This window comes from Thioalkalivibrio sp. AKL8, assembly GCF_000380525.1.
Lineage (GTDB): Bacteria > Pseudomonadota > Gammaproteobacteria > Ectothiorhodospirales > Ectothiorhodospiraceae > Thioalkalivibrio > Thioalkalivibrio versutus.
In genome coordinates this window covers 24,120-47,581 of sequence record NZ_AQYF01000007.1, presented here as the reverse complement: position 1 = coordinate 47,581, position 23,462 = coordinate 24,120, and the positions used below count along the sequence as shown (strand labels likewise).

22 protein-coding genes and 1 other RNA gene are annotated in these 23,462 nt (G+C 66.9%); 19 read left to right on the top strand and 4 right to left on the bottom strand.

Going from position 1 to position 23,462, the window contains the following annotated elements; translation table 11 throughout:
- Positions 1-18: 18 nt before the first annotated feature.
- The 4 genes from G335_RS0105915 to G335_RS0105900 all read left to right on the top strand — a co-directional run bounded on the left by G335_RS0105915 (position 19) and on the right by G335_RS0105900 (position 4,430).
- Positions 19-1,641, top strand: a complete 1,623-nt coding sequence (locus G335_RS0105915) for a TolC family protein (RefSeq protein ID WP_018176162.1) — start codon at positions 19-21, stop codon at positions 1,639-1,641.
- Positions 1,641-3,041, top strand: coding sequence for a multicopper oxidase family protein (locus G335_RS0105910; protein ID WP_018176161.1), 1,401 nt, complete (start codon positions 1,641-1,643; stop codon positions 3,039-3,041). Before G335_RS0105915 ends, G335_RS0105910 begins: the two co-directional genes overlap by 1 nt.
- Before the next feature lie 105 nt (positions 3,042-3,146).
- Positions 3,147-3,518 carry a copper resistance CopC family protein gene (locus G335_RS0105905; RefSeq protein WP_018176160.1) on the top strand — a complete coding sequence of 124 codons (372 nt, stop codon included), beginning with the start codon at positions 3,147-3,149 and terminating at the stop codon, positions 3,516-3,518.
- A 3-nt stretch (positions 3,519-3,521) separates the two neighbouring features.
- On the top strand, positions 3,522-4,430 hold the full coding sequence (locus G335_RS0105900) for a copper resistance D family protein (RefSeq protein ID WP_018176159.1): 909 nt from the start codon (positions 3,522-3,524) through the stop codon (positions 4,428-4,430).
- A gap of 23 nt (positions 4,431-4,453) precedes the next feature.
- On the opposite strand, the gene G335_RS0105895 is transcribed toward G335_RS0105900, so the two are convergent.
- Complete coding sequence (locus tag G335_RS0105895) at positions 4,454-5,575, bottom strand: S1C family serine protease (RefSeq protein ID WP_018176158.1); 1,122 nt, start codon at positions 5,573-5,575, stop codon at positions 4,454-4,456.
- 42 nt (positions 5,576-5,617) lie between these two features.
- On the opposite strand from G335_RS0105895, the gene G335_RS0105890 reads away from it, so the two are divergent.
- From G335_RS0105890 to G335_RS0105865, 6 genes are all read left to right on the top strand, one after another.
- Positions 5,618-6,367: a Nif3-like dinuclear metal center hexameric protein gene (locus tag G335_RS0105890; protein WP_018176157.1), complete on the top strand. Its 750-nt coding sequence runs from the start codon at positions 5,618-5,620 to the stop codon at positions 6,365-6,367.
- A gap of 316 nt (positions 6,368-6,683) precedes the next feature.
- Positions 6,684-7,286, top strand: a complete 603-nt coding sequence (petA, locus tag G335_RS0105885) for a ubiquinol-cytochrome c reductase iron-sulfur subunit (RefSeq protein ID WP_026304770.1) — start codon at positions 6,684-6,686, stop codon at positions 7,284-7,286.
- Positions 7,286-8,695, top strand: a complete 1,410-nt coding sequence (locus G335_RS0105880; protein WP_018176155.1) for a cytochrome b N-terminal domain-containing protein — start codon at positions 7,286-7,288, stop codon at positions 8,693-8,695. The genes petA and G335_RS0105880 overlap by 1 nt, the downstream gene beginning before the upstream one ends.
- On the top strand, positions 8,695-9,438 hold the full coding sequence (locus G335_RS0105875) for a cytochrome c1 (protein ID WP_018176154.1): 744 nt from the start codon (positions 8,695-8,697) through the stop codon (positions 9,436-9,438). The genes G335_RS0105880 and G335_RS0105875 overlap by 1 nt, the downstream gene beginning before the upstream one ends.
- Positions 9,439-9,544: 106 nt before the next feature.
- Positions 9,545-10,171 carry a glutathione S-transferase N-terminal domain-containing protein gene (locus G335_RS0105870; RefSeq protein ID WP_018144481.1) on the top strand — a complete coding sequence of 209 codons (627 nt, stop codon included), beginning with the start codon at positions 9,545-9,547 and terminating at the stop codon, positions 10,169-10,171.
- Positions 10,168-10,596, top strand: coding sequence for a ClpXP protease specificity-enhancing factor (locus tag G335_RS0105865; RefSeq protein ID WP_018176153.1), 429 nt, complete (start codon positions 10,168-10,170; stop codon positions 10,594-10,596). The genes G335_RS0105870 and G335_RS0105865 overlap by 4 nt, the downstream gene beginning before the upstream one ends.
- 68 nt (positions 10,597-10,664) lie before the next feature.
- On the opposite strand, the gene G335_RS0105860 is transcribed toward G335_RS0105865, so the two are convergent.
- From G335_RS0105860 to G335_RS0105850, 3 genes are read right to left on the bottom strand one after another with little or no spacing between them, the layout of a single operon-like run.
- Complete coding sequence (locus tag G335_RS0105860) at positions 10,665-12,044, bottom strand: FAD-binding oxidoreductase (protein WP_018176152.1); 1,380 nt, start codon at positions 12,042-12,044, stop codon at positions 10,665-10,667.
- A 10-nt stretch (positions 12,045-12,054) separates the two neighbouring features.
- Positions 12,055-12,411 (bottom strand): YraN family protein, encoded by a 357-nt coding sequence (locus G335_RS0105855; protein WP_018144478.1) that lies wholly within the window; start codon positions 12,409-12,411, stop codon positions 12,055-12,057.
- Entirely contained in the window at positions 12,412-14,271 is a 1,860-nt protein-coding gene (locus tag G335_RS0105850; protein ID WP_018176151.1) for a penicillin-binding protein activator, read from the bottom strand. It lies immediately after the preceding gene.
- A 78-nt stretch (positions 14,272-14,349) separates the two neighbouring features.
- Between G335_RS0105850 and rsmI the strand changes: the two genes are divergently transcribed.
- The 9 genes from rsmI to mraY all read left to right on the top strand — a co-directional run bounded on the left by rsmI (position 14,350) and on the right by mraY (position 23,458).
- Positions 14,350-15,189 (top strand): 16S rRNA (cytidine(1402)-2'-O)-methyltransferase, encoded by an 840-nt coding sequence (rsmI, locus tag G335_RS0105845; protein ID WP_196802246.1) that lies wholly within the window; start codon positions 14,350-14,352, stop codon positions 15,187-15,189.
- A 303-nt stretch (positions 15,190-15,492) separates the two neighbouring features.
- An RNA gene (gene rnpB / locus G335_RS13640) (RNase P RNA component class A) lies at positions 15,493-15,844 on the top strand.
- 286 nt (positions 15,845-16,130) lie between these two features.
- Entirely contained in the window at positions 16,131-16,571 is a 441-nt protein-coding gene (mraZ, locus tag G335_RS0105840) for a division/cell wall cluster transcriptional repressor MraZ (RefSeq protein WP_018144475.1), read from the top strand.
- A gap of 5 nt (positions 16,572-16,576) precedes the next feature.
- The gene (gene rsmH, locus G335_RS0105835; RefSeq protein WP_018144474.1) at positions 16,577-17,503 is read left to right on the top strand and encodes a 16S rRNA (cytosine(1402)-N(4))-methyltransferase RsmH; all 927 of its coding nucleotides are present in this window, start codon (positions 16,577-16,579) and stop codon (positions 17,501-17,503) included.
- Positions 17,503-17,787, top strand: coding sequence for a cell division protein FtsL (gene ftsL / locus G335_RS0105830; protein ID WP_018176149.1), 285 nt, complete (start codon positions 17,503-17,505; stop codon positions 17,785-17,787). The genes rsmH and ftsL overlap by 1 nt, the downstream gene beginning before the upstream one ends.
- On the top strand, positions 17,775-19,490 hold the full coding sequence (locus G335_RS0105825) for a penicillin-binding protein 2 (RefSeq protein ID WP_018176148.1): 1,716 nt from the start codon (positions 17,775-17,777) through the stop codon (positions 19,488-19,490). Before ftsL ends, G335_RS0105825 begins: the two co-directional genes overlap by 13 nt.
- Positions 19,487-21,028: a UDP-N-acetylmuramoyl-L-alanyl-D-glutamate--2,6-diaminopimelate ligase gene (locus G335_RS0105820; RefSeq protein WP_018176147.1), complete on the top strand. Its 1,542-nt coding sequence runs from the start codon at positions 19,487-19,489 to the stop codon at positions 21,026-21,028. Before G335_RS0105825 ends, G335_RS0105820 begins: the two co-directional genes overlap by 4 nt.
- Entirely contained in the window at positions 21,025-22,395 is a 1,371-nt protein-coding gene (gene murF, locus G335_RS0105815; RefSeq protein ID WP_026304769.1) for a UDP-N-acetylmuramoyl-tripeptide--D-alanyl-D-alanine ligase, read from the top strand. Before G335_RS0105820 ends, murF begins: the two co-directional genes overlap by 4 nt.
- Positions 22,376-23,458, top strand: coding sequence for a phospho-N-acetylmuramoyl-pentapeptide-transferase (mraY, locus tag G335_RS0105810; RefSeq protein WP_018176146.1), 1,083 nt, complete (start codon positions 22,376-22,378; stop codon positions 23,456-23,458). The genes murF and mraY overlap by 20 nt, the downstream gene beginning before the upstream one ends.
- Positions 23,459-23,462 lie beyond the last annotated feature (4 nt).

Genomic DNA, 23,462 nt, shown 5'->3' with positions numbered 1-23,462 from the left:
ACGATGCGAGCAACCCGATTGCTGCTCCCCGTGGTGTCGGTACTGTTTCTCGCCGGTTGTGCGGTTACCGCGCCCGAGCTGGACCGGTCCGATCTGATGGAGGACCTCTCGGTGCAGGGGATCGACCTGCCCGAGTCGGAGATGCCCCGACCCTCCGGCGAGCTGACGCTCGACGAGGCCATTCACCAGGCCATCTGGCGCAACCCGCGCATGCAGCAGGCTTATGCCAAGCTGGATCTGACTGCGGCCGACGTGGTCGAGGCCTCCCAGTTTTCCAATCCATCGCTGTCGCTGTCGGTCATGCGCCCCGAGGGTGGCGGTGGCAACGAGTACGGCGTTGGCCTGGCCTGGGGGATCTCCGGGCTGCTGATGCGCGGCTCGCGCCAGGAGATGGCGCGGTCCCACTGGGAATCCACCCGTCTGCAACTGGCCGAGGGGATGGTCGCGTTGGCCAGTGACACCGAACGCGCCTGGTATGACGCGGTGGCCGCGCGCCAGCGTGCCGAGGTGCAACGCCTGGAGAGCCGGGCCGCGGATCTGGGCGCACGTTTGGGCGAGCGCTTCTATGACGCCGGCAATATCTCGGACCTGCAGCGCGCCCACCTGCGCATCCGGGCGGCCGAGTCACGGCTTAAGCTCGAGGATGCCCGCCAGCGCGAGCGCGAGGCGCGGCTGCGTCTGGCGCATTTGATGGGGCTGCCTGGCGAGGTCGATGACTGGGAGCTTCCGAAAGAGCTGCCGCTGCCGCTGGCAGAGCTCGAGGAGCGTCAGGCCCTGGTGGACCAGGCGCTGGAACAGCGCCTGGATCTGCGCGCCCTGGATCATGCCCTGGATGGGCTGACCGAGGGCGTGGCCCTAGTGCGGCGTTACCGCTGGATGGGGGATATCGAACCGGGGCTGGAGTTTGAGCGTGAGGGTGACGGGACCCGCCTGTGGGGTGGGGGCATCTCGTTCACGCTGCCCATCTTCAACCAGAACCAGGCCGGTATTGGCCGCGCCGAAGCACGGCTGGCGGACGGCGAGGCGCGGCGCGAGTCGCTCGTGCAGGCGGTCACCAATGATGTGCACCAGCACTTCGAGCGTCTGGCCCACCACCGCAACCGTTTCGGCGTGCTGCAGGACGACCTGCTGCCGGCTCGCGAGCTGGCGACCGAGCGGCTCCAGGAACGCGTGAACTTCATGTTCGACGACGTGTTCGACCTGCTCGCGATCAAGCAGGAAGAGCTGGCCGCCTGGCAGAAGACTGTCGCGGCCCTGGGTGACTACTGGCAGGCCCGCGCCGCGCTGGCGCATGCCGTGGCCGGCGAGTTGCCGGGCGGCGAGCCGGGTAGCGCCGGAACCTTCGCGACCGCCCAGCTGGAGCACGAGCCGACGGCCATGGACCACGGGTCCATGGGGCATGGCGATCACGGTGCCATGGATCACGGAGGCCATGGAGGCATGGATCATGGCGACGGCGATGAAGGGCATTCCGGTATGGACCACGGGGATCACGGGGCCCATGACGATATGGATCACGGCCAAGGCCACGAAGGCCACGAAGGCCACGAAGGCCATGAAGGCATGGATCACGATGACCACGGTCAGCAGGACCAGGACCACCGCGATCATTCCAACCACGGGCATGGAGGGCATCACTGATGAAGCGCCGTAACTTTCTGATTGCCGCCAGCGCCCTGCTGCCGGCGACCACCCTGACACGGGTGATGGCCGAAACCGGCCACGAGCACCACAACGAGGGTGACCACACGCCGGGCGAACGTACCGAGCAGGGCTACATGCCGGTGCATACGCCCAATGGCTGGACCCTGCCCTACACGATGAACGACGGGGTGAAGGAGTTTCACCTGGTGGCCGAGGAGATCGAGCACGAGTTCGCGCCCGGATCGGTCGCCAAGTGCTGGGGCTACAACGGCGCCACCCCCGGGCCGACGATCGAGGCGGTGGAGGGCGATCGTGTCCGCATCTATGTGACCAACCGGCTGCCCGAGTACACCTCGGTGCACTGGCACGGCATCCACCTGCCCTCGGGCATGGATGGTGTGAAGGGCGTGACCCAGCCGCCGATCCACCCCGGCGAGACCTTCGTCTACGAGTTCGAGCTGAACCAGCACGGCACGCACATGTACCACCCGCATGCCGACGAGATGGTGCAGATGGCGATGGGGATGATGGGCATGTTCATCATCCACCCGAAGGACGGCGAGATCGAACCGGTGGACCGCGATTACGCGATCATGCTGCACAACTGGAGTCTGCATCCGGGCACCCGCACACCGGACCCGTCGGTGATGGTGGATTTCGACCTGTGGTCGATGAACTCCAAGGTGTTCCCGGCCATCGACTCGCTGGTGGCGAAGTCCGGCGAGCGGGTGCGTATCCGCATGGGCAATCTGTCGATGTGGAACCACCCGATGCACGTGCACGGGGTGTCGTTCGAGGTGACCGGCTCCGATGGCGGGCGCTGGCCACGCAGCCAGTGGCGCAAGGAGACCACCGAGATCGTGGCGGTCGGCCAGACCCGCGATATCGAGTTCGTCGCGCCGCCGGGTGACTGGGCGTTCCACTGCCACATGTCGCATCACACCATGAACCCGATGGGCCACGGCATTGCCAACCCGTTAGGCGTGGATCAGTCCGGTATCGAGGAGGAGATCCGCTCGATCCTCCCCGGTTACATGGCGATGGGCGAGCACGGCATGGCCGATCATCAGGAGCATACCGACAGTGGTCACATGACCGGCCCGGAGAACACCCTGGCGATGGCCATGGGGCAGGGGCCCTTTGGCAGCATCGGTATGGGCGGGATGTTCACCCTGATCAAGGTCCGTGACGACCTGGAGCCGGGCGACTTCCGTGACCCGGGCTGGTACTGGCATCCGGAGGGCGAGGTCGCCTGGATGGTCAGCGATGACCCGGACTTCGGCAATCCGGTGCGCCGCGGCAAGCTGGCCGGTGAGGGCTCGGATGCGCTGCCGACCCCCAGCCGCGACGCGAACGGCCATGGCGGTCACGGGGCGCATGGAGGTCACGACCACTAATCTCCGGTATGGAACCGGCCGGAGGGTCCATTCGGACCCTCCGTGTTACCCACACCTGTTTCCACGCAACGTTTGCCACACAGCAAAACGACAAGAGGACACGACATGCAGACCAAGAATACGATTCACAACACCACCCGAGCCGCCCTGGCGGCCCTGCTGCTGGCCCTGGCCATGCCGCTTCTGGCCCATGAGGGCGATTTGGGCAGCACGCCGGAGGACGGCGCCACCGTGCAGGGCTCGCCGGAGGCGATCGGCATCGAGTTCGAGGGCGCGATGCGCATTACCCAGTTCGACGTGACCGGCCCCAACGGCCGTGTGAGGATGGCGAATCGGCCGGGCAACGAGCCGGCCGAGCGCTACTTCGTGGAGCCTGCGGAGCCGCTTTCGGCCGGTAGCTATCAGGTGCGCTGGCGCGGTCTGGCGCGCGACGGGCACATGATGTCCGACGGTTTCCGCTTCACGGTGGAGGACTGATCCATGGCCTGGATGTCGGCACTCGCCGGGGTGGAGGCCTGGACCGTTGTGATGATCCTCGTGACGGCCGGGTTCTACCTCGGGGCCCTGCTGGCGACCGGGGCGGTGCTTTTTCGCCTGGCGTTTCCGGGGCTGCCCGATCCGGATCGCCGGGTGCTCGCCCGGACGGGGGCGGTCGCGGCCTGGGCGGCGATTGCCCTGGCCCTTTTCCAATGGACCCTGCAGGCCGGGTATCTCGGGGGCGGGAACGTTGCCTCCGCGATCGACCCGATGTTGCTCGGTATGGTCTTTGAGGGCGCGCAGGGGACCCGGCTGATGCTCGCGGTGACTGGCTTATTACTGGTTCAGGCGATCCTGCTGGATGCCCGGCGTCTGCCGGGGGTGGGCTATGGCCTGAGCCTGGCCGGGGTGCTGTTGGTGATGTTCGCCTTTGTGCAGGTGGGGCATACCGTGGGCGAGCCTCGTCTTCTGTTGGCCGGCTTGCTGATCGTGCATCTGCTGGCAGCCGCCTTCTGGGTTGCGTCGCTGGCGCCACTGTACCGGCTGGCCGGGCATCCTCCCGAGGGTGCGGATGCCGCGCGCATCCTGGCCCGTTTCGGGCAGGTCGCGATGGTTGGGGTCGGATTGCTGGTGTTGGCGGGGGTGGTTCTCGCCTGGTGGTTGCTGGGTGGCATCGCGCCGTTGCTGACCACCGGCTATGGCCAGTTCCTGATCGGCAAGGTGCTGATCGTCGCACTGCTCCTGCTGCTGGCGGCCGCGAACAAGTGGCGGCTGGTACCGGCCTTCGAGCGCGGCGAAGCGGGGGCACCGCGGCGTCTGCGGCGCAGCATTGCGCTGGAGGGTGCCCTGGTGGCGTTGATCCTGCTGCTGACCGCGGTACTGACCACGGTCAGCTCGCCGGCCAACGGCTGAGAAAGACCCCGGGTGGGTGTTGCCTAGATCGGGCGCTGGACGACAGTCGCCGAGAGTTCGATGTCCTCGCCCTCACGCTGGATGCGGATGTCCAGGGTTGCGCCCGGCGCGGTGCGGGCGATCGCGTTGAGGGCCTCGCGCGGGGTGTTCACGCTGCTGTCGTCGAGGTGGGTGATGACGTCCCCCGGGCGGATGCCGGCGTCTTCGGCAGGGCCTTCGCGCAGGATGCCCGCCACCAGTACGCCGCGCGGGGCATCCAGGCCGAAGGATTCGGCCAGTTCGCGGTTCATCGCCTGGACCTCGATCCCCAGCCAGCCGCGGGCGACAAAGCCTTGTTCGATGATGTCGGTCATCACGCTGCGCGCCAGGTCCACGGGGATCGCGAAGCCGATGCCGTGGGAGCCGCCGGAGCGCGAGAAGATCGCCGTGTTGATGCCGATGACCTCGCCGCGGGCATTGATCAGCGCGCCGCCGGAGTTGCCCGGGTTGATGGCCGCGTCGGTCTGAATGAAGTCCTCGAAGGTGTTGATGCCGAGCTGGTTGCGTCCGGTGGCGGAGACAATGCCCTGGGTCACGGTCTGGCCGACCCCGAACGGATTGCCAATGGCCAGGACCACGTCACCCACCTGCAGGTCGCTGGAGTGACCCACCGTGGCCACGGCCAGATCCGGCACCCGCACGCGCAGCACGGCGAGGTCGGTGTCCGCGTCGATGCCGATGATCTCGGCGGGATGGGCCTCGCCGCCGGGCAGCACGATGGCGATGGCATCGGCCTCCTCGATCACGTGGTGATTGGTGAGCACGTGCCCCTGATCGGTCATGATGACCCCGGAGCCGAGGCTGGACTGTTCCTGTTCGCCCGGTGGCAGTTGCTGGCCAAAGAACTCGTGCAGGCCGAAGCCGGACGGGCGGTCGATGGTGCGCGAGGTCATGATGTTGACCACCGCGGGTGCGGCGCGGCGTACGCCGTCGGCATAGCTGGCCGGCGCCCCGGTTGCGGCAGGCGCAGCCACCGGCGGGGCGACCCGCAGCTCGGCACCTGGGTCGCCGCGGCCGAGGATCTCGGGGAAGAACACTGCGATCACCACCGCCAGGGCGATACCGGTCAGCGCAGCTTGCAGCAGGAAGCGGGAGAAATTCACCATATGCCGAATATACCGAATCATCGCTCAACAGGGGATCCCGCCGTGGTCGATCGCGACGAACTGATGCAGGCACTCAATGCGGAACTCGAACCGGAGCGCTTCCGCGACTACTGTCCAAACGGGCTGCAGGTGGAGGGGCGGCGCGAGATCCGCCGGATCGTCAGCGGGGTGACCGCCTCGCTGGCGCTGGTGGAGGCGGCCGTGGAGACCGGGGCCGACCTGATCCTGGTGCACCATGGCTACTTCTGGAAGGGCGAGCCGCAGGAGGTGACCGGCATGAAGCGGGAGCGCTTGCGGCAGTTGCTTGCGCACGACATCAATCTGGTGGCCTACCATCTGCCGCTGGATGCCCATCCGGCACTCGGCAACAATACCCAGCTGGCGGGACGCCTGGGGTTCGCGATCGACGGCGTACTGCGTGAGGACGGTGTCGGCCAGATCGGAACCCCCGCCCGACCGCTATCGGCGCCGGATATGCAGGCGCACATCAGCAACGTGCTGGGACGCGAGGCCCTTTGCGTGGAGGCCGGTGATCACCCGATCCGGCGCATCGCCTGGTGTACCGGCGGGGCGCAGTCACTACTGACCGAGGCGGCGGCCCTGGGGGTGGATGCCTATGTCAGTGGCGAGATCTCGGAACAGACCACCCACGAGGCGCGCGAGCTTGGGGTGCATTACTTCGCCGCCGGGCACCATGCGACCGAACGTTACGGGGCCCAGGCCCTGGGGCAGTGGTGCAGGGAGCGTTTCGGCCTCGAACACGAGTTCATCGAGATCGACAATCCCGCCTGAGCGATGTCGCCCTCACGGGCCGCGCGCTGCGAGATTGTGGTGCAGAATGTGCGGTTTCGGGGCGTTGGCAGCGCCCGGAACAAGCAAATTTATAATCAACTGCTTATAAGGTTTTCGGGGGCGTGAGACCGAGTGCAATGCTCGGTCTTAAGGCGGCAATCTACTTGACCTTATTAGCGTGTTCGGGAATTCTATCGCATTTTACAGCCCGCCCAGATGGGTATTCGCGCGTGCGGCAAGCCCCTTCGCGTGCCAGCCGCGCCCTCCTTTGCGGCCGCGGGAACACGATTTCAACACGTTGTTTGGAGAGACAAACATGGCAAACCAAGGCGTAAACCGAGGCCGTCGCCGGTTCCTCGTCGCCGCGACATCCGTCGTAGGCGGAGCCGGGGTCGCCGCAGTCGCGGCCCCGTTCCTGGCGTCCTTGCAGCCCAGCGCGCGCGCTCAGGCAGCCGGGGCCCCTGTCGAGTTCGACGTGGCCGCTGTCGAGCCGGGTCAGCGTGTCAGCGTCGAGTGGCGTGGCCAGCCGATCTGGGTAGTGCGGCGCACCGACGAGATGGTTGCCGGTTTGGCCGAGGTGGCCGATCGCCTGCGCGATCCCGACTCCGAAGTGGAAAGCCAGCAGCCGGAATATGCGCAGAACGAGTATCGCTCGCGCAAGCCGGAGATCCTGGTCGTCATCGGTATCTGCACCCATCTGGGCTGCTCGCCGAGCTACCGCCCGGAGATCGGCGATCCCGAGATGGGTTCCGACTGGCAGGGCGGCTGGCTGTGCGGTTGCCACGGTTCGCGCTTCGACCTGGCCGGTCGCGTGTACCGCAACATGCCCGCGGCGACCAATCTGGTGATCCCGCGGCACATGTATCGGACCGATACCTTGCTAGTCATTGGTGAAGATGAAGACGGGGAGGCGATCTGATGGCCAGCAATCCTGATACCAAGATCCAGGGCGGTGTGCTGGGCTGGGTGGACGCCCGCTTCCCGCTCTCCCAGATGTGGAACGAGCATCTGGCGCAGTACTACGCACCGAAGAACTTCAACTTCTGGTACTTCTTTGGATCCCTGGCCCTGCTGGTGCTGGTCATCCAGGTGGTCACCGGAATCTTCCTGACCATGTTCTACAAGCCCGACGCCGAACTCGCGTTTGCGTCGGTCGAGTACATCATGCGCGATGTGGAGTGGGGCTGGCTGATCCGCTATATGCACTCCACTGGCGCCTCGATGTTCTTCGTGGTCGTCTATCTGCACATGTTCCGGGCGTTGCTCTACGGCTCCTACAAGAAGCCGCGCGAGCTGATCTGGATCTTCGGTGTGCTGATCTACCTGGTACTGATGGCCGAGGCTTTCGCCGGCTACCTGCTGCCGTGGGGTCAGATGTCCTACTGGGGCGCGCAGGTCATCGTGAACCTGTTCCAGACCATCCCGTACATCGGGCCGGACCTGGTGACCTGGATTCGCGGTGACTTCCTGCTGTCCGACGCCACGTTGAACCGCTTTTTCGCACTGCACGTGATTGCCCTGCCGCTGGTGCTGATCATGCTGGTGGCCGCGCACATCATCGCGCTGCACGAAGTGGGTTCCAACAACCCGGACGGCATCAACATCAAGGACCACAAGGACGAGAACGGCATCCCGAAGGATGGCATCCCGTTCCACCCCTACTACTCCGTGAAGGATCTGGTGGGCGTTGGCGTGTTCCTGATGGTCTTCGCCGTGATCATGTTCTTCTTCCCGACCGGTGGCGGCCTGTTCCTGAAGGCCGACAACATGATCCCGGCCGATCCGCTGGTGACGCCGGACCTGATTCCGCCGGTCTGGTACTTCACCTCGATGTACTCGGTCCTGCGTTCGGTGCCGGATCCGTTCCTGGGCGTGATGGCGATGGGTGCCGCGGTGGTGATGCTGTTCTTCATCCCCTGGCTGGATCGCAACCCGGTCCTGTCGATGCGCTATCGCTCGTTCGCGGCCAAGTTCAACCTGGCGGTGTTCGTGGTGGCCTTCGTGATCCTCGGATGGCTGGGCCTGCAGCAGGCCACCAGCGAGGTCAGCGAGATGAGCCTGCGTTTCTCGACGGTCTACTTCGCGTTCTTCTTCGTGCTGTGGTTCCTCAGCAAGGAACGGTCCATGGTCTTCAGCCTGATCGCGTTTGCCGTGGTGGTGGGTATCTACTCCTTCTACGACATCCTGCGCTTCGACCCCGATAGCGCGGGCCTGCTGATGTGGTCCTGGCTGATTCCGACCGTGTATCTGTTCGTGACCATGGTGGTCCCTGCCTTCGCACGTGGCCTGGGCCGTGACCGTGCCGTTCCGGAAAGGGTGACTTCGTAATGAAAACGCTGATTGCAACTACAGTTCTGGCCGCTGCGGCTCTGTTCACCGTCCCGGCCGCCTCGGCGGCCGGGTACGACGGTGACCTGGAGAAGGCCAACATCGACGTGAGCAACGAGGCCTCGTTGCAGCGCGGTGCCAACCTGTTCATGAACTATTGCATGGGTTGTCACGCAACCGAGTACATGCGCTACAACCGCGTGGGTCGCGATATCGGCCTGACCGAGCAGCAGGTGGAGGAGAACTTCATCTTCATCACCGACGAGGCCGGTGATCCCGTTGGTGTCGGTTCGCTGATGACCAACGCCATGGGCGAAGACTATGGCGAAGAGGCCTTTGGTGTGGTCCCGCCGGACCTGACCATGACCACGCGCATCAATGGCGAGGACTGGGTTTATACCTTCCTGAAGAGCTTCTACATCGACGAGTCGCGCCCGCTGGGTGCGAACAACGAGGTGTTCGACAATGTCGGCATGCCCCACGTCCTGTGGGAACTGCAGGGCTGGCAGGAAAAGGTCGTCGACGAGGATGGTAACGAGCGTCTCGAACTGGTGCGCTCCGGCCAGATGACGCCCAGCGAGTACGACCGGGCCGTGCGCGACATCGTGACCTATCTCTCGTACATGGGCGAGCCGATGCAGCTGGACCGTCAGCGAATTGGCCTGTACGTACTGATTTTCCTCGGGATCTTCACGATTCTCGCCTACTTCTTGAAAAAGGAGTACTGGAAAGACGTACACTAGGCGGCATGAACCGTAACCGGCGCGCCGATCAGGGATGATCGCGCGCCGGTGTTATTGACCGTCTGCCCGGCACCGGAAACCGTTCGGCCGGGCTAGGGAGAAAGCCATGGCGCTGGTCGCCAACCGTCGTTCCGTTATGACCCTGTTTTCTGCTCACGACTGCGTGCGTTGTCACCGGGTGCGCATCATCCTTGCGGAGAAGGACATCGCCGTGGATGTCGTCAATCTCGGGCCCGATGAACTGCCCGAGGATCTCTCCGACCTGAACCCGTACAACGAGGTCCCGACCCTGGTGGATCGCGACCTGGCCCTGTACGGCACGCACGTCATCACCGAGTACCTGGATGAACGCTTTCCGCATCCGCCGCTGATGCCGGTGGATCCGGTCTCGCGGGCGGCCGCGCGGCTGGCGCTTTATCGCGTGGAGCGTGACTGGTACGAGGGTCTCGATGCCGTCAACCAGGCCTCCGGCTCTGGCTTGACCAAGGCGCGCAAGATCCTGCGTGAAAGCCTGGTCAGCTCGGCCGAGATCTTCGAACTCAAGCCGTATTTTTTGAGCGACGAGTTCTCGATTGTGGACTGCGCCATCGCCCCGGTGATGTGGCGGCTTCCCGCCGTAGGCATCGACCTGACGGCGTTGCCGCAGGCGATTCAGGAATATGCCGATCGGGTCTGCAAGCGTGAATCGTTCCAGGTGAGTCTGACCGAGGCCGAGCGCGAGCTGCGCCTGTGACTTCGTCGCGCCCCTATCTGCTCCGGGCTCTGTGGGAGTGGGTTACGGATAACGGCTTCACGCCGCATCTCCTGGTCGACGCCACAGTCGAAGGGGTGATCGTTCCGGAGGCGTTCGTCGACCAGGGCAAGATCACGCTCAACGTCGGTCCGACCGCAGTGCAGGCCCTGAACATCGGTGACGAGGCGGTGGCCTTCTCGGCCCGGTTCGCGGGCAGCCCGATGGATGTCTTTGTGCCGATGCAAGCGGTGCTCGCGGTCTACGCGCGCGAGAACGGTCAGGGGATGATGTTCGGCAGCGAGCCGGGGCCTGGCCCCGACGACGACGGTCCGGGCACGCCTCCGGACGGCTCTGGTGATGACGGGGCCGGGGAGGATTCGCCGGCCCCGAAGCGCAAGGGCCCGGCACTGAAGGTCGTGAAGTAGGGCCCCTTCCGGGGCCCTTTTCTTTTCCGGTCCCTGCTGGGGAGGGGATTCCCTTGCCCGGTACCTGGCTAGGCGGGTCCGGGCGCCTTGCCCGGGTTCAGGATGTTGTCCGGGTCGAACGTTCGCTTGATGCCGGCCATCAGCCCCAGTGCCACCGGGTCCAGTTCCCGGCTGATGTAGGGTCGCTTCACCAGCCCGATGCCGTGTTCGCCCGAGAGCGTCCCGCCCAGCGATAACACCAGGGTGAAGACGCCGTCCAGGCAACGCTCCGCCGCCGCGAGTTCCGCCGGGTCATCCGGGTTCACCAGCAGGTTTACATGAATGTTTCCGTTGCCGGCATGGCCGAAGTTCACGATCTTGATCGCGTGTTCCGCGGCCAGCCGGTCGAGCCCGGCAATCAGGTCGGGAATGCGCGAGACCGGCACGACCACGTCTTCGTTGATCTTTTTCGGCGCCACCGTGCGTAACGCCGGTGACAGGGCCTTGCGCACGGCCCAGAGCGCCTGGGCCTCTTCCGGGGTGTCGGCGCTGAGGGTCTGCACGCAGCCTTCGCCCTCGGCCGCGCGCCGGATGCCGGCGGTGGTGGCCTCGATGCCGGCCTCGGTGCCATCGGTCTCGATCATCAGGATCGCGCCGGCAGCGGCGGGCAGGGGGCAATCCGGCGCGTAGGCGCGGATCATCGTGATCGCGGAATGGTCCATGAACTCCAGCGCCGAGGGGACCTCGGCGCGCGCCATCAGCCGGGATACGGCCCGGGCTGCGGCGCCGACGTCACGGTAGACCGCCTGGATCAGCCGGGTCGCCTCCGGCTTGGGTGTCAGGCGCAACGTGGCCTCGGTGAGCACGGCCAGGGTCCCTTCGGATCCGATCAGCAGACGGGTGAGGTCGTAGCCCACCACGCCCTTGGTGGTATGTACGCCGGTGCGGAATGCCTCGCCGGTTCCGGCCACGCCGGACAGGCCCAGGGTGTTGTCACGCGGGGTGCCATACTTGACCGCGTGCGGGCCGGCAGAGTTATAGGCGAGATTCCCACCCAGCGTGCAATAGGCGCTACTGGTGGGGTCCGGCGGCCAGAAGAAGCCCGTGGCGCCTGCCGCCTGCTGGATCTCGCCGTTGGTGGCGCCCGGCTCCGCGATCAGCCAGCGATTGTCCGGATCCACCTCCAGGATGCGGTTCATGTGCTCGAATGACACCACCAGTCCGCCATGGTCCGGGACCGCGGCACCGGTGGTGCCGGTGCCGCGTCCGCGGCTGGTCAGGGCCACGCCCAGGCGCCGGCAAAGGCGTACCAGCTCGCGCACCATATCGGCGTCCCGTGGGAAGGCGACGGCGTCGGGCACCGCGTGCAGCTTCGAGTTGTCGGCACCGTAGGTCCAGCAGTCCGCGGGATCGAGCAGACGATCGCCGGGCGCCAGGAGCTGTTCCAGTTCGCGAGCCAGAGGGATCATCGGTGGGCGCTCACGGGGTGGATGCCTGGATGGCGTCCTGCAGCCACTCGATCCGGTCCTGGCCATCCAGGGTCATCACATCAAAGCGGACCGGGCCGTTCCAGGCGCTTTCCTGCAGGTACGCCTCGGCCACCCGCAACAGGCGTTCACGCTTGCGCCGGTCGATGCTCTCCGCGCCGCCCCCAAAGCCCGGGTGGCTGCGCTTGCGTACTTCCACCAGCACCAGGGTATCGTCCTCGAGTGCGACCAGGTCGAGCTCGCCGTAAGGCCGGCGGACGTTACGCGCACGGATCTGCAGCCCGTGTGCCTCCAGGTAGTCCGCGGCTCGCTTCTCGGCGGCCTGCCCCGAGGCACCCGGGCGAAACACTCAGGACCCTCCGGCGTGTACGTCGATGCGTCGGGGCTCGCCGCCCTCGAAGCGCGCCCAGGCCGGTTCTCTCACCCACTCGTGGTTGAAGGGGTTCAGACTCCAGGTGCCAGCGCCGCCGGTTAGCTGATGATGGGGGGCGTTGCGAATCCCGCCCTGGCGCAGGCTCAGGCGCATCGCGTCCATGCCCAGGGCGACGAACCGGGGGAGTGCCTCGGCGCGCGCTTGTTCGTCGTTCGCCAGGGGGCTCACCCGGTCGAACAGCCGGGGGGTATCGGGGAACACGATCCCGTTGAGATCGGCGTCGCGATTGGCATCCGGGCGTCCGGAATAGACATGGGGCGTGGCCATCATCGGGAGCTGGCTGGCCCGGTGGAAATGGAGATGCGGCACGATGCGCCGAACTTGCGGCGCCGTGCCGGCAATGAAGATGTGGTCCACATCCGCGCGCACCTGAGGGTCGCCTTCCAGTTCCAGCCCGGTCCGGCGTGCCACATCGCGAATGCGTGCCTCGCTCTGCTGGATGCCGAGTGCGTTGCCAATGGTGGCGTTCAGCTCCCCAGCGCTGGGCTGGATGCGAATGACGTCTCGCGGGCGCCGGTCCTCGTCGGCCAATGCCGCCCGGAAGGCACTTGCCACGCGATCGCCGAAGGCCCCTTCCGGCAGGAGCACCAGGGGGTGATGCCACCCGGCGCGGGCCGCCCGGTCCGCCACCGCACGGGCATCCTCTTCCGGATTCAAGGCCAGCGTTGTGAGTTCGCCGGGGGTCGAGACTTCCGTGCGGTTCAGCAGGATGGTCGGGAGGGTCTGATCGCTAGCGGCCACCTGGCTTACCGACTCACGCCGCAGCGGACCGATGATGCGCGCGACGCCGGAGTCCACGCCACGCCGGTACAGGGCGGCCGCGCCGTCCGGCTCGCCGCGCGTGTCGCGCACGATCAGCCGGCCGTTGCCGCCACCCTCCGCGTAGTAGGCGCGGGTGATTCCGTCGAGTATGGCGTTGCCCAGTGCGGCCAGGTCGCCCGACAGTGGCAGCAGCACCAGGGTGTCCCCAGGCGCGTCCGCGACCAGCGGGTGGCTGGCGACGAGTTCCGGCAGCAGGCTGTTGGCCGGATGCGCGGGATGGCGCTCGCGCCACAATCCGGCGGCCAGGTGCGCCTGTTCCTCGGTATCGGCGGCGCGCAGCAGTCGGAACAGGCTGACCCAGGCATCCCCATCCGGCGGGTGGTTGCCCACGATCCGGTCGCGCTGGGCCGGGCGCAGGGCTGCGAGCAGCCCCCATATGCGCTGCTGATTCTCGGCGTGTGCGTCGGGCTCCATGATCAGCAGGCGGTCCAGGCGCAGCCGGGTGTCCAGGGCCTGATACCATTGGCTCTCCTGTTCCAGCATCCGGGCGTGCAGGGCAAGCCCCTGGCGATAGACCTCCGGGGATCGCGTGGGGTCGTCCGGGTCGTCTGCACCCAGTCGTTCGCGGGCGAGCTCCCAATCCCGTTGCGCTGCTGCGAGTCGCGCCCCTAGAAGGCGGGCTTCCTGGGTGTCCCGCGCGGCGTCGGGAAGCTCGGCCCACAGGGCTTCGGCCCGGTCCAGCTGGTCCGGCGTCGCGGGGTCGAGTGCCAGCACGGCCTCGATGGCGCGGCGCACCAGGTCGGGCTCCGGCCGCGAGCGGGCCTCGCTCAGCAGCAGGCTGGCGCGTACCTCGGGAGGCAGTTCGGCCAGGTCCGGCCGCACCTCGGCGTCCGGGGTCGGCTCCGGATCCGGGCGCGGCGTGGCACAGCCCGCCACGATGGCCGTGGCCAGCAGCAACAGGGCAAGACGGGACAGGGGCCGGGTATGCCCGGCGCGTTCGGGGATTCGGGTCACGATAGCGGTTCGTCAGCGAATGAGGAGTCAGTATTGAAAGCGCATCAGGCCGTGTCAACGAACTGGGGCACGTTGTGGGTGGTGGCTACCCCGATTGGTAATCTTGGAGATATGAGCCCGCGGGCGGGCGAGGTCCTCGGTCGGGTGCAGCGCATTGCGGCGGAGGATACGCGACACAGCGCCGGGCTGCTGGCGCATCTAGGCGTGCACACGCCGCTGGTCAGCCTGCACGAGCATAACGAGGCAGAGCGTATTCCCTCGCTGCTGGAGGCGCTGAGGGCGGGGGAGTCCGTCGCGCTGATTTCCGATGCCGGCACGCCGCTGGTGTCGGACCCGGGTTTTCGGCTGGTGAGGGCGGCGCGCGAAGCCGGGTTGGATGTGCGCGCCGTACCGGGTCCCAGTGCGCCTCTGGCGGCGCTGGCGGTTGCCGGGCTGCCGTCCGACCGCTTCTGCTTCGAGGGCTTCCTGCCGCATGCCGCCGGGGCGCGCCAACGGCGGCTGGAGGCATTGCTGGTCCAGCCGGTTACCACCATTTTGTTCGAATCGTCGCACCGTGTTCGCCCGGCCGCCGCCAACCTGGCGCAGCTGGCACCGGGGCGGGAGGTCTTCCTGGCTCGGGAGTTGACCAAGCAGTTCGAGGAACACTATCGCGGCCCCGCCGGCGAACTGCCGGCCTGGCTGGATGCCGACAGCAACCGCACCCGCGGCGAGTTCGTGCTGATCCTGGCCCCGGCGCCCGCGCCCGACACGGAGGGCGAGGCCGACATGCCCCTGTCCGACGAGCACGAGCGCCTGCTCGCGGCACTGCTGCATGAACTCCCTCTCAAGCGTGCGGCCCGCCTGCTCTCCGATGCCACCGACCTGCCGCGCAACCGCGTCTACGCCCGCGCCCTCGCCCTCAAGGACGCCGGAGAATAGGACTGGTTTGGGTCCGCAATGAAGCGTGCGCAGACACGCAGCGGGTCAAGGTCAGAAGCCATCGGCAGGAAGGTTTGGAAGAACGGAAATAATCATTGTTGGCGGGGATGGCTGGCTGCGTTCCGGCATCGTGGCGATAACCCTGTCGTTCGTTGAATTGATTGCCTTCCGATCGTCCCCTCTTCCTGGGGGCTGCTCTTGACGTCCTTCGTGTCTTGGTGTGCTTCGTTGTGGACGGAGGCCCTTGGGGCAGGCCGTTGAAAAGGCTTGCGTTCGCGCACGCGGCGGCGTACAAGGAGCGCGGGAGTCGGCCAGGCAGTCGCTGCATCCTCGGATGTGGAGGAAAGTCCGGGCTCCATAGGGCAGGACGCCAGGTAACGCCTGGGCGGCGCGAGCCGACGGAAAGTGCCGCAGAAAACATACCGCCGATGGCCCGGTTCGCCGGGTACAGGTAAGGGTGAAATGGTGCGGTAAGAGCGCACCGCGCGACTGGTAACAGTTCGTGGCAGGGTAAACCCCGTCCGGAGCAAGGCCAAATAGGGGTGCATGGTGTGGCCCGCATCGCACCCGGGTAGGCTGCTCGAGGCGTCCGGTGACGGACGTCCCAGATGAATGACTGTCCTCGACAGAACCCGGCTTACGGCCGGCTCCCACTTTTTCCCACGATCAAGCCCCCGCGGCCGCCCCGGTCTGCGCGTACACGGCTGTGTGTGCGGCAAACTTGTAAGGTGATGCATTAAGTTTGAGCCTCAACGCGAGGCTTTTAATACCCTTCTCCCCGCTCTTTCGTCCGCCTCGGGGTGGGTGCGCTAAGTCTCTGTGATTCAACGCTTATTTTTCGTTTTTCGGGGTCGATTTTCTTGACTCTGGAGGATGCCCGTACCTATAGTGTCGGAAAGTGGGTCAAAGTGGGGAAAGGTGGGTAACCACCGTTATCAGCGATGTTTCGAGGCGTTAGCCAGCTCAATCTGGATGCGAAGGGCCGCCTGGCCATGCCGGCGCGGTATCGCGACGACCTCGCTGCGAGCTGCAACAGTCAGCTGGTGATCACGGTTGATCCCTCCCGCTGCCTGCTCTTGTACCCGTTCCCCGAGTGGGAGCGCATTGAGCAGAACCTGATGTCCCGCCCCAACATGAATCCCAAGGTGCGCAATCTGCAGCGCCTGCTGGTGGGCCATGCCACCGAGTGCGAGCTGGACGGCAGCGGCCGCCTGTTGCTGCCTCCGCCCCTGCGTCAGTACGCCGGCCTGGAAAAGCGGGTGGTGCTGCTGGGCCAGGGCAAGAAGTTCGAGATCTGGGGCGAGGCCGCCTGGGAGGAGACCTGCGCCCAGGTGCTGGGGGGTGACGTGGATGATGAAGCGCTCGAGTCCATCGCGTTGTGACGGACATGGAAGCCGTCTCCCACATCCCGGTGCTGCGCGACGCGGTGCTGGAGGGCCTGGCCGTGCGCGCTGACGGCTTTTACGTCGATGGCACCTTCGGCCGCGGTGGACACAGCCGGGCGATCCTGGATCGCCTGGGCCCGGACGGCCGGCTGCTGGCCATGGATCGCGATCCGGAGGCCGCCACGGCGGCCGCCTCGTTTGCCGATGATCCGCGTTTTGCCTTCGAGGCCGCGCCGTTCTCGACCATGGCCGCCACGCTGGAACGGCGTTCGCCGGACCGGGGTCCGGACGGCGTCTTTCTGGACCTGGGCGTGTCCTCGCCCCAGCTGGATACGCCCGAGCGCGGATTCAGTTTTCAGCACGACGGCCCGCTGGACATGCGCATGGATCCGAACAGCGGCGAGAGCGCGGCGGAGTGGCTGGCGCGGGCCGACGAGACCGAGATCGCGAATGTGATCTATCAATACGGCGAGGAGCGCCACTCGCGGCGCATTGCCCGGGCCATTGTGGCTGCACGCACCGAGGCACCGCTTAGCCGCACCGGCGAACTGGCCGAGATCGTTCGCCGTGCGGTCCCGAAACGCGAGCCCGGAAAGCACCCGGCCACTCGAACCTTCCAGGCGCTGCGCATCTTCGTGAACGAGGAGCTGTCCGAGCTGGAGCAGTGGCTGGCGACGATCCCCGATGTGCTCCCGCCTGGTGCGCGGCTGGTGGTGATCAGCTTCCATTCACTGGAAGACCGACTGGTAAAGCAGGCCCTGCGCAAGCCGGTGTCCAGCGTGCGCCTGCCGCGCGGCCTTCCGGTGATGCCGGAGGAGCCGGAGCGCAAGCTGCGCCCGGTCGGCAAGCCGATCCATGCCGATCGCGAGGAGCAGCGCATCAATCCGCGTTCGCGCTCGGCCGTGCTGCGTGTCGGGGAGCGACTCTGATGGTTGCGCGCGGGCTCCTGGCGGTGGCGCTGGCAACCGGGGTGTTTGCCTCGGCGGTAGGGGTGGTGGCGGCCAAGCATGAGTCGCGCCAGGCCTTTATCGACCAGCAGCAGGCATTGAGCCAGCGCGATGTCCTGAATCTCGAGTGGACGCAGTTGCAGATCGAGCAATCGACCTGGGCGACCCAGGGCCGGGTCGAGGAGCAGGCGCGCGAGCGTCTCGACATGATTCAGCCCGATTCGGATCGCATCGTGGTGATCGGGGGTCGCTCGTGGGCGCGCTGAAGCGGCAGATCAGTGGTGGCCGTCTGAAGGTCGTGATCGCCGTGTTCGCCGTCGCGAGCGCCGCGTTGCTGTTGCGCGCCGTCGATCTGCAGGTCCTGGAGCGCGACTTCCTGACCAAGCAGGGCGAGCAGCGCCAGGTGCGCACCCTGACCGAGTCCGCGAACCGCGGCATGATTACCGACCGTCACGGCGAACCCCTGGCCATTTCGGCCCCGGTGCAGACCGCCTGGGCCAACCCGCAGGACTTGATGGGCCAGCGCGAGCGCTGGCCGGATTTGGCCGCGGCGTTGGAGGTGGAGCCGGACTGGCTGGCGGAGCGTATCGAGGCGCGTGCCTCGCGCGAATTCATCTACCTGCGCCGCCAAATGTTGCCGGATCAGGCCGAGCGCGTAGCGGCCCTGCGCATCCAGGGCGTCGGCCTGACCCGCGAATTCCGGCGTTATTACCCGCATGGCGAGGCCACCTCGCATGTGCTGGGCTATACCAATATCGACGATCAGGGCCAGGAGGGCGTGGAACTGGCCTTTGACCAGTGGTTGTCCGGTCATCCGGGCGCCAAGCGGGTGCTGCGCGACCGTTATGGCCGCAGCATCCGTGATGTCGCCAGTATCCGCCCCGCGCGTGACGGCAACACCCTGGCCCTGACCCTGGATCAGCGCCTGCAATATCTGGCGTACCGCGAACTGAAGACCGCGGTCGCCGAACACAATGCGCGTGGCGGCTCTGCCGTGTTGCTGGACGCCCGCAGCGGCGAGATCCTGGCGCTGGTCAATCAGCCCGGATTCAACCCAAACAATCGCGGCGCCATCCGCTCCGATCGCGCCCGCAACCGCGCCATCACCGATACCCTGGAGCCCGGTTCGGTGCTGAAGCCGTTCACCGTGGCGGCCGCCCTGGATGCCGGGGTGGTGGACGTCAACGCCACCCTGGAGACCGGCCCGGGCACCATGCGGGTGGGGCGCCTGACCGTGCGCGATCTGCGCGACTACGGGACGATCGACCTCACCACCCTGATCGCCCGTTCGAGCAATGTCGGGGCCACAAAGCTGGCTTTGGATACCCCCGCGGATCGTTTCTGGAAGACCCTGCATCAGGCGGGCTTCGGGCAGGCGCTGGGTACCCATTTCCCGGGCGAGGCCACGGGGCGTCTGCGCGATTTCACCACCTGGCGCGAGGTCGAACAGGCCACGCTCGGTTATGGCTACGGGCTGTCGCTGTCGCCGTTGCAGATGGCGGCCTCCTACACCGCCTTTGCCAATGACGGCGAGCGGGTGCCGGTGCGTCTGGTGCGCACCGCCGACGATCTGCGCGAGTCGGCGCAGGTGATGACTCCGCGTACTGCCCGCCAGGTGCTGGCAATGATGGAACATGTGATCGGTACCGAGGGCACCGCGCGCCAGGCGGCGATCGACGGTTACCGCGTGGCCGGCAAGACCGGCACCAGCCGCAAGAGCGGTCCGGGCGGTTATACCGAGGACCGCTATTTTTCGAGTTTCGTCGGCCTGGCCCCGGCCTCCGATCCGCGTTTTGTCATGGCCGTGGTGATCGACGAGCCGGATGCCGGCGTCTACTACGGTGGGGCGGTCGCCGCGCCGGTGTTCCGTAATGTCGTCGGTTCGGCCCTGCGCATGTTCAACGTGCGCCCGGACGCGATGCCGGAGGTCCCCATGCGCCTGGCCGCGGATCACGAGGGGGCGACATGATGGCCGCCCGTGATACCCGAGGCGGGGCGGGACCGGTGCTGGGCGATTTGTTGCCGGCCGATCTCCTGCGCCCCGACCTGGCGGACTTGCCGGTCGCCGACCTGGTTCAGGATAGCCGCCGGGTCGCGCCCGGCACCGCCTTTGTGGCCCTAGCCGGCACGCACGGCCATGGGTTGGCGCATGCTGCCGATGCCGTGGCACGGGGTGCCGGCGTGATCCTGTGGGACGAGGCCGGAACCCCGGAAACATTCCCTGCTGTGCCGACGCTCCATGTGCCGGGCCTGCGGGAGCGGCTGCCGCAGATGGCGCGCGGATTGTTCGGTAGCTGGCCGGAGGCGGCCCCGCTGGTGGCGGTGACCGGTACCGACGGCAAGACCTCGGTCACGCACCTGATCGCGATGGCCCTGGAGACCCTGGGTCGGCCCACCGGTCTGATCGGCACGCTCGGCGTCGGGCGACCGGGCCACCTAGTGGATACCGGACACACGACCCCGGGCGTACTGGACCTGCATCGCCACCTGGCCGAGCTGGCCGCGGCCGGTTGTGGTGCCGTGGCGCTGGAGGCCTCCTCGCACGGTTTGGCACAAGGGCGCCTCGCCGGAGCCCCGATCAGCGTCGGTGTGCTCACCCGACTGAGTTCCGATCACCTCGATTTCCACGGTAGTCAGGAGGCGTATGCGGCAGCCAAGGCGCGGCTGTTTGTCTGGCCTGGCCTGCAAACGGCGGTCCTGAATATCGATGATGCCTTTGGACGCCAGGTTGTGGAGCATCTGCCGGCGGGCGTTCAGGCCCTGACCTACAGTGCCCTGGGCGCACCCGCCGATCTGCGCGCCCGAGACGTGGAGGCCACTGCCGAAGGGTTGCGTTTCACCCTCGAGGCCGACGGCCGGGCCTATCCGGTTCGTTCCACCCTGTTCGGCCTGTTCCAGGTCGGCAATCTGCTGGCGACCCTCGCCACCCTGCAGGGCCTCGGGGTAGAGCGCGAGGAGGCGATCGCGGCAGTCGCCGAACTCCCCGGCGTCCCCGGCCGCATGGAGCGCTTCCCGCTCGCTAACGGGGCCTTGGCGGTGGTCGATTACGCGCATACCACCCAGGCCCTGGAGGCTGCATTGCAGGCGCTTCGACCCCATGTGCGCGGGCGCCTGAGCGTGGTGTTCGGCTGCGGCGGCGACCGCGATCGAGGCAAGCGCCCGGCAATGGGCCAGGTGGCCTGCCGGGAGGCCGACGTGATCTTCGTGACTGATGACAACCCGCGCGGAGAAGACCCCGCCGAGATCCGCGCCGAGATCCTTGCCGGCTGCGCCGATTCCGCCGAATGCCACGAGATTGGCGATCGCGCAACGGCGATTGCCAGTGCGCTGGCCGAGGCCGTTGCCGGGGATGTGGTGCTGGTGGCCGGTAAGGGTCACGAGACGACCCAGGAGATCCGCGGTCAGCGCTATCCGTTCAGCGACCGCGAACAGGTGCAGGCCCGGGCGTGCCGGCACCCGCAGGACAGGCGTGGCCAGGACCACGCGATCAGGGGGGAGGGACAATGATTCGAATGACCAGCCAGGAATTGGCCGAGGCGGTCCATGGGCGCCTGCAAGGGGTGCCCGACACGGCCTTCGAGGGCGTGTTTACGGACACTCGCGAGCCGCGCCCGGGAGCGCTGTTCATCGCGTTGAAGGGGCCGAATTTCGATGCCCACGCACAGGTCGGTGCCGACCTGCCGGCGGCCGTGCTGCTGGTGGAGCGGGCGCTCGATGTGCCACAGCCGCAGATCATCGTGGCCGATACCCGCGAGGCCCTGGGCCGCCTGGGCCGCCATTGGCGGCGCCAGAGCCGCGCGCGGGTGATTGCCCTGACCGGCTCCAATGGCAAGACCACGACCAAGGAGATGCTCCGCTGCATCCTTGAGGGGGTGGGGTCGGTACATGCCACCGCGGGCAACCTGAATAACGAGATCGGCGCGCCGCTGACATTGCTGGCGATGCCCTGTGACGTCGACTACGCGGTCATCGAACTGGGCGCCAATCATGCCGGTGAGATCGGGCGCATGGCGCGCTGGGTCGAACCGCAGGTCGCCATGATCACCAATGCCGGTCGCGCCCATCTCGAGGGCTTCGGCAGCCTGGAGGGCGTCGCCCATGCCAAGGCCGAGATCTACTCCGGTCTCCCGGCCCAGGGCGGCACCGCGGTCATCAATCTGGATGATCCGTTTGCCGACTACTGGCTGTCGCTGAACGAGCATCACCACTGCCAGCGCTTCTCGCTGGAGGGTGGCGGCGAGGTGGAAGGCATGTGGCAGGCCCCGGACCGGCTGCGTCTGTCCATCCTTGGGGCCGTCCGCGATCTGCGCCTGGCCGGCCCCGGTCGCCACGTCGCAGCCAATGCCGTGGCGGCCGCGGCCGCGGCGAACGCGGTCGGTATCGGGATTGACCGAATCGTCGACGGGCTCACCCGCTGGAAGCCGGTGCGCGGCCGTCTGCAGGAGCTGTGGCACGTCAGCGGCGCGCGGATTTGGGACGACAGCTACAACGCCAATCCGGACTCGCTGCGGGCCGGGCTCGAGGTGCTGGCGGCGATGCCCGGTCGGCGCATCCTGGTGCTGGGTGCCATGGGTGAACTGGGCGCCGCCACGCCGGCGTTGCACCGGGAAACCGGGCACCTGGCCCGCGCGGTGGGTATCGAACACTGCCTGGCGCTGGGCGAGGCCGCGCGCGACAGCGCCGAGGGCTTTGGCGACGGCGGCGAGTGGTTTGCCGACCACGCCGCGCTGCGCTCGCGCCTGGAGGACCTCCTGGGGGAGGGCACCACGGTCCTGGTAAAGGGCTCGCGCAGCCAGCACATGGAACAGATCATCGAGGGGCTGGACCTGGCCTCGTCAGCGCCGGAGGTGGCGAATGCTGTTCGCGCTGACTGAATACCTGAGCCAGTTCTATTCCGGCTTCACGGTCTTTCAGTACCTGACCGTTCGCGCCATCCTCGGGGTGGTTACCGCATTGGCGATCGCGCTGTTGATCGGGCCGGCGATGATCCGCCGCCTGACGGTCGGCAATGTCGGCCAGCAGATCCGCGATGACGGTCCCGAGTCTCACCTGACCAAGGCCGGCACGCCGACCATGGGCGGTGCCCTGATTCTGGTAGCGGTGGCGGCGGCGACCCTGCTGTGGAGCGATCTGACCAACCGCTTCGTCTGGCTCGTGCTGCTGACCACCCTGGCGTTCGGCGCCGTGGGCGGCTGGGATGACTACCTGAAGCTGCGCTACGGCAACAGCAAGGGCCTGTCGGCGCGCGCCAAGCTCCTGTGGCAGACGCTGTTCGCCCTGGTCGCCGCGGGGGTGATCATGTACACCGCGCAGGGGCCGGTGGAGACGACCTTCTACCTGCCGGTGTTCAAGGACATCCAGTTCAGCCTGGGCTGGCTGTTCATCCCGCTGGTCTGGCTGGTGGTCGTGGGGTCCTCCAATGCCGTGAACCTGACCGATGGGCTGGATGGCCTGGCGATCATGCCGGCGGTGCTGGTGGCCGGCGCCCTGGGCGTGTTCGCCTACGCGGCGGGCCATGCGGTATTCGCCGACTATCTCGGTATTCCGGCGGTACCCGGCGTGGGCGAGGTGGTGATCTTTACCTCCGCCCTGGTCGGCGCCGGGCTGGGATTCCTGTGGTTCAACACCTACCCGGCGCAGGTCTTCATGGGCGACGTCGGGGCGCTCGCGCTGGGCGCGGCCCTGGGCATGCTGGCGATCATCACCCGTCAGGAGATCGTGTTGCTGATCATGGGGGGCATCTTCGTATTGGAGACGCTTTCGGTGATGCTCCAGGTCGCCTCTTTCAAACTCACTGGGCGACGGATCTTCCGCATGGCGCCGCTGCACCATCACTTCGAACTCAAGGGCTGGCCGGAGCCGCGCGTGATCGTGCGTTTCTGGATCCTGACCGTGGTGTTCGTCCTTGTCGGTCTTGCGACCCTGAAGGTGCGCTGATCCC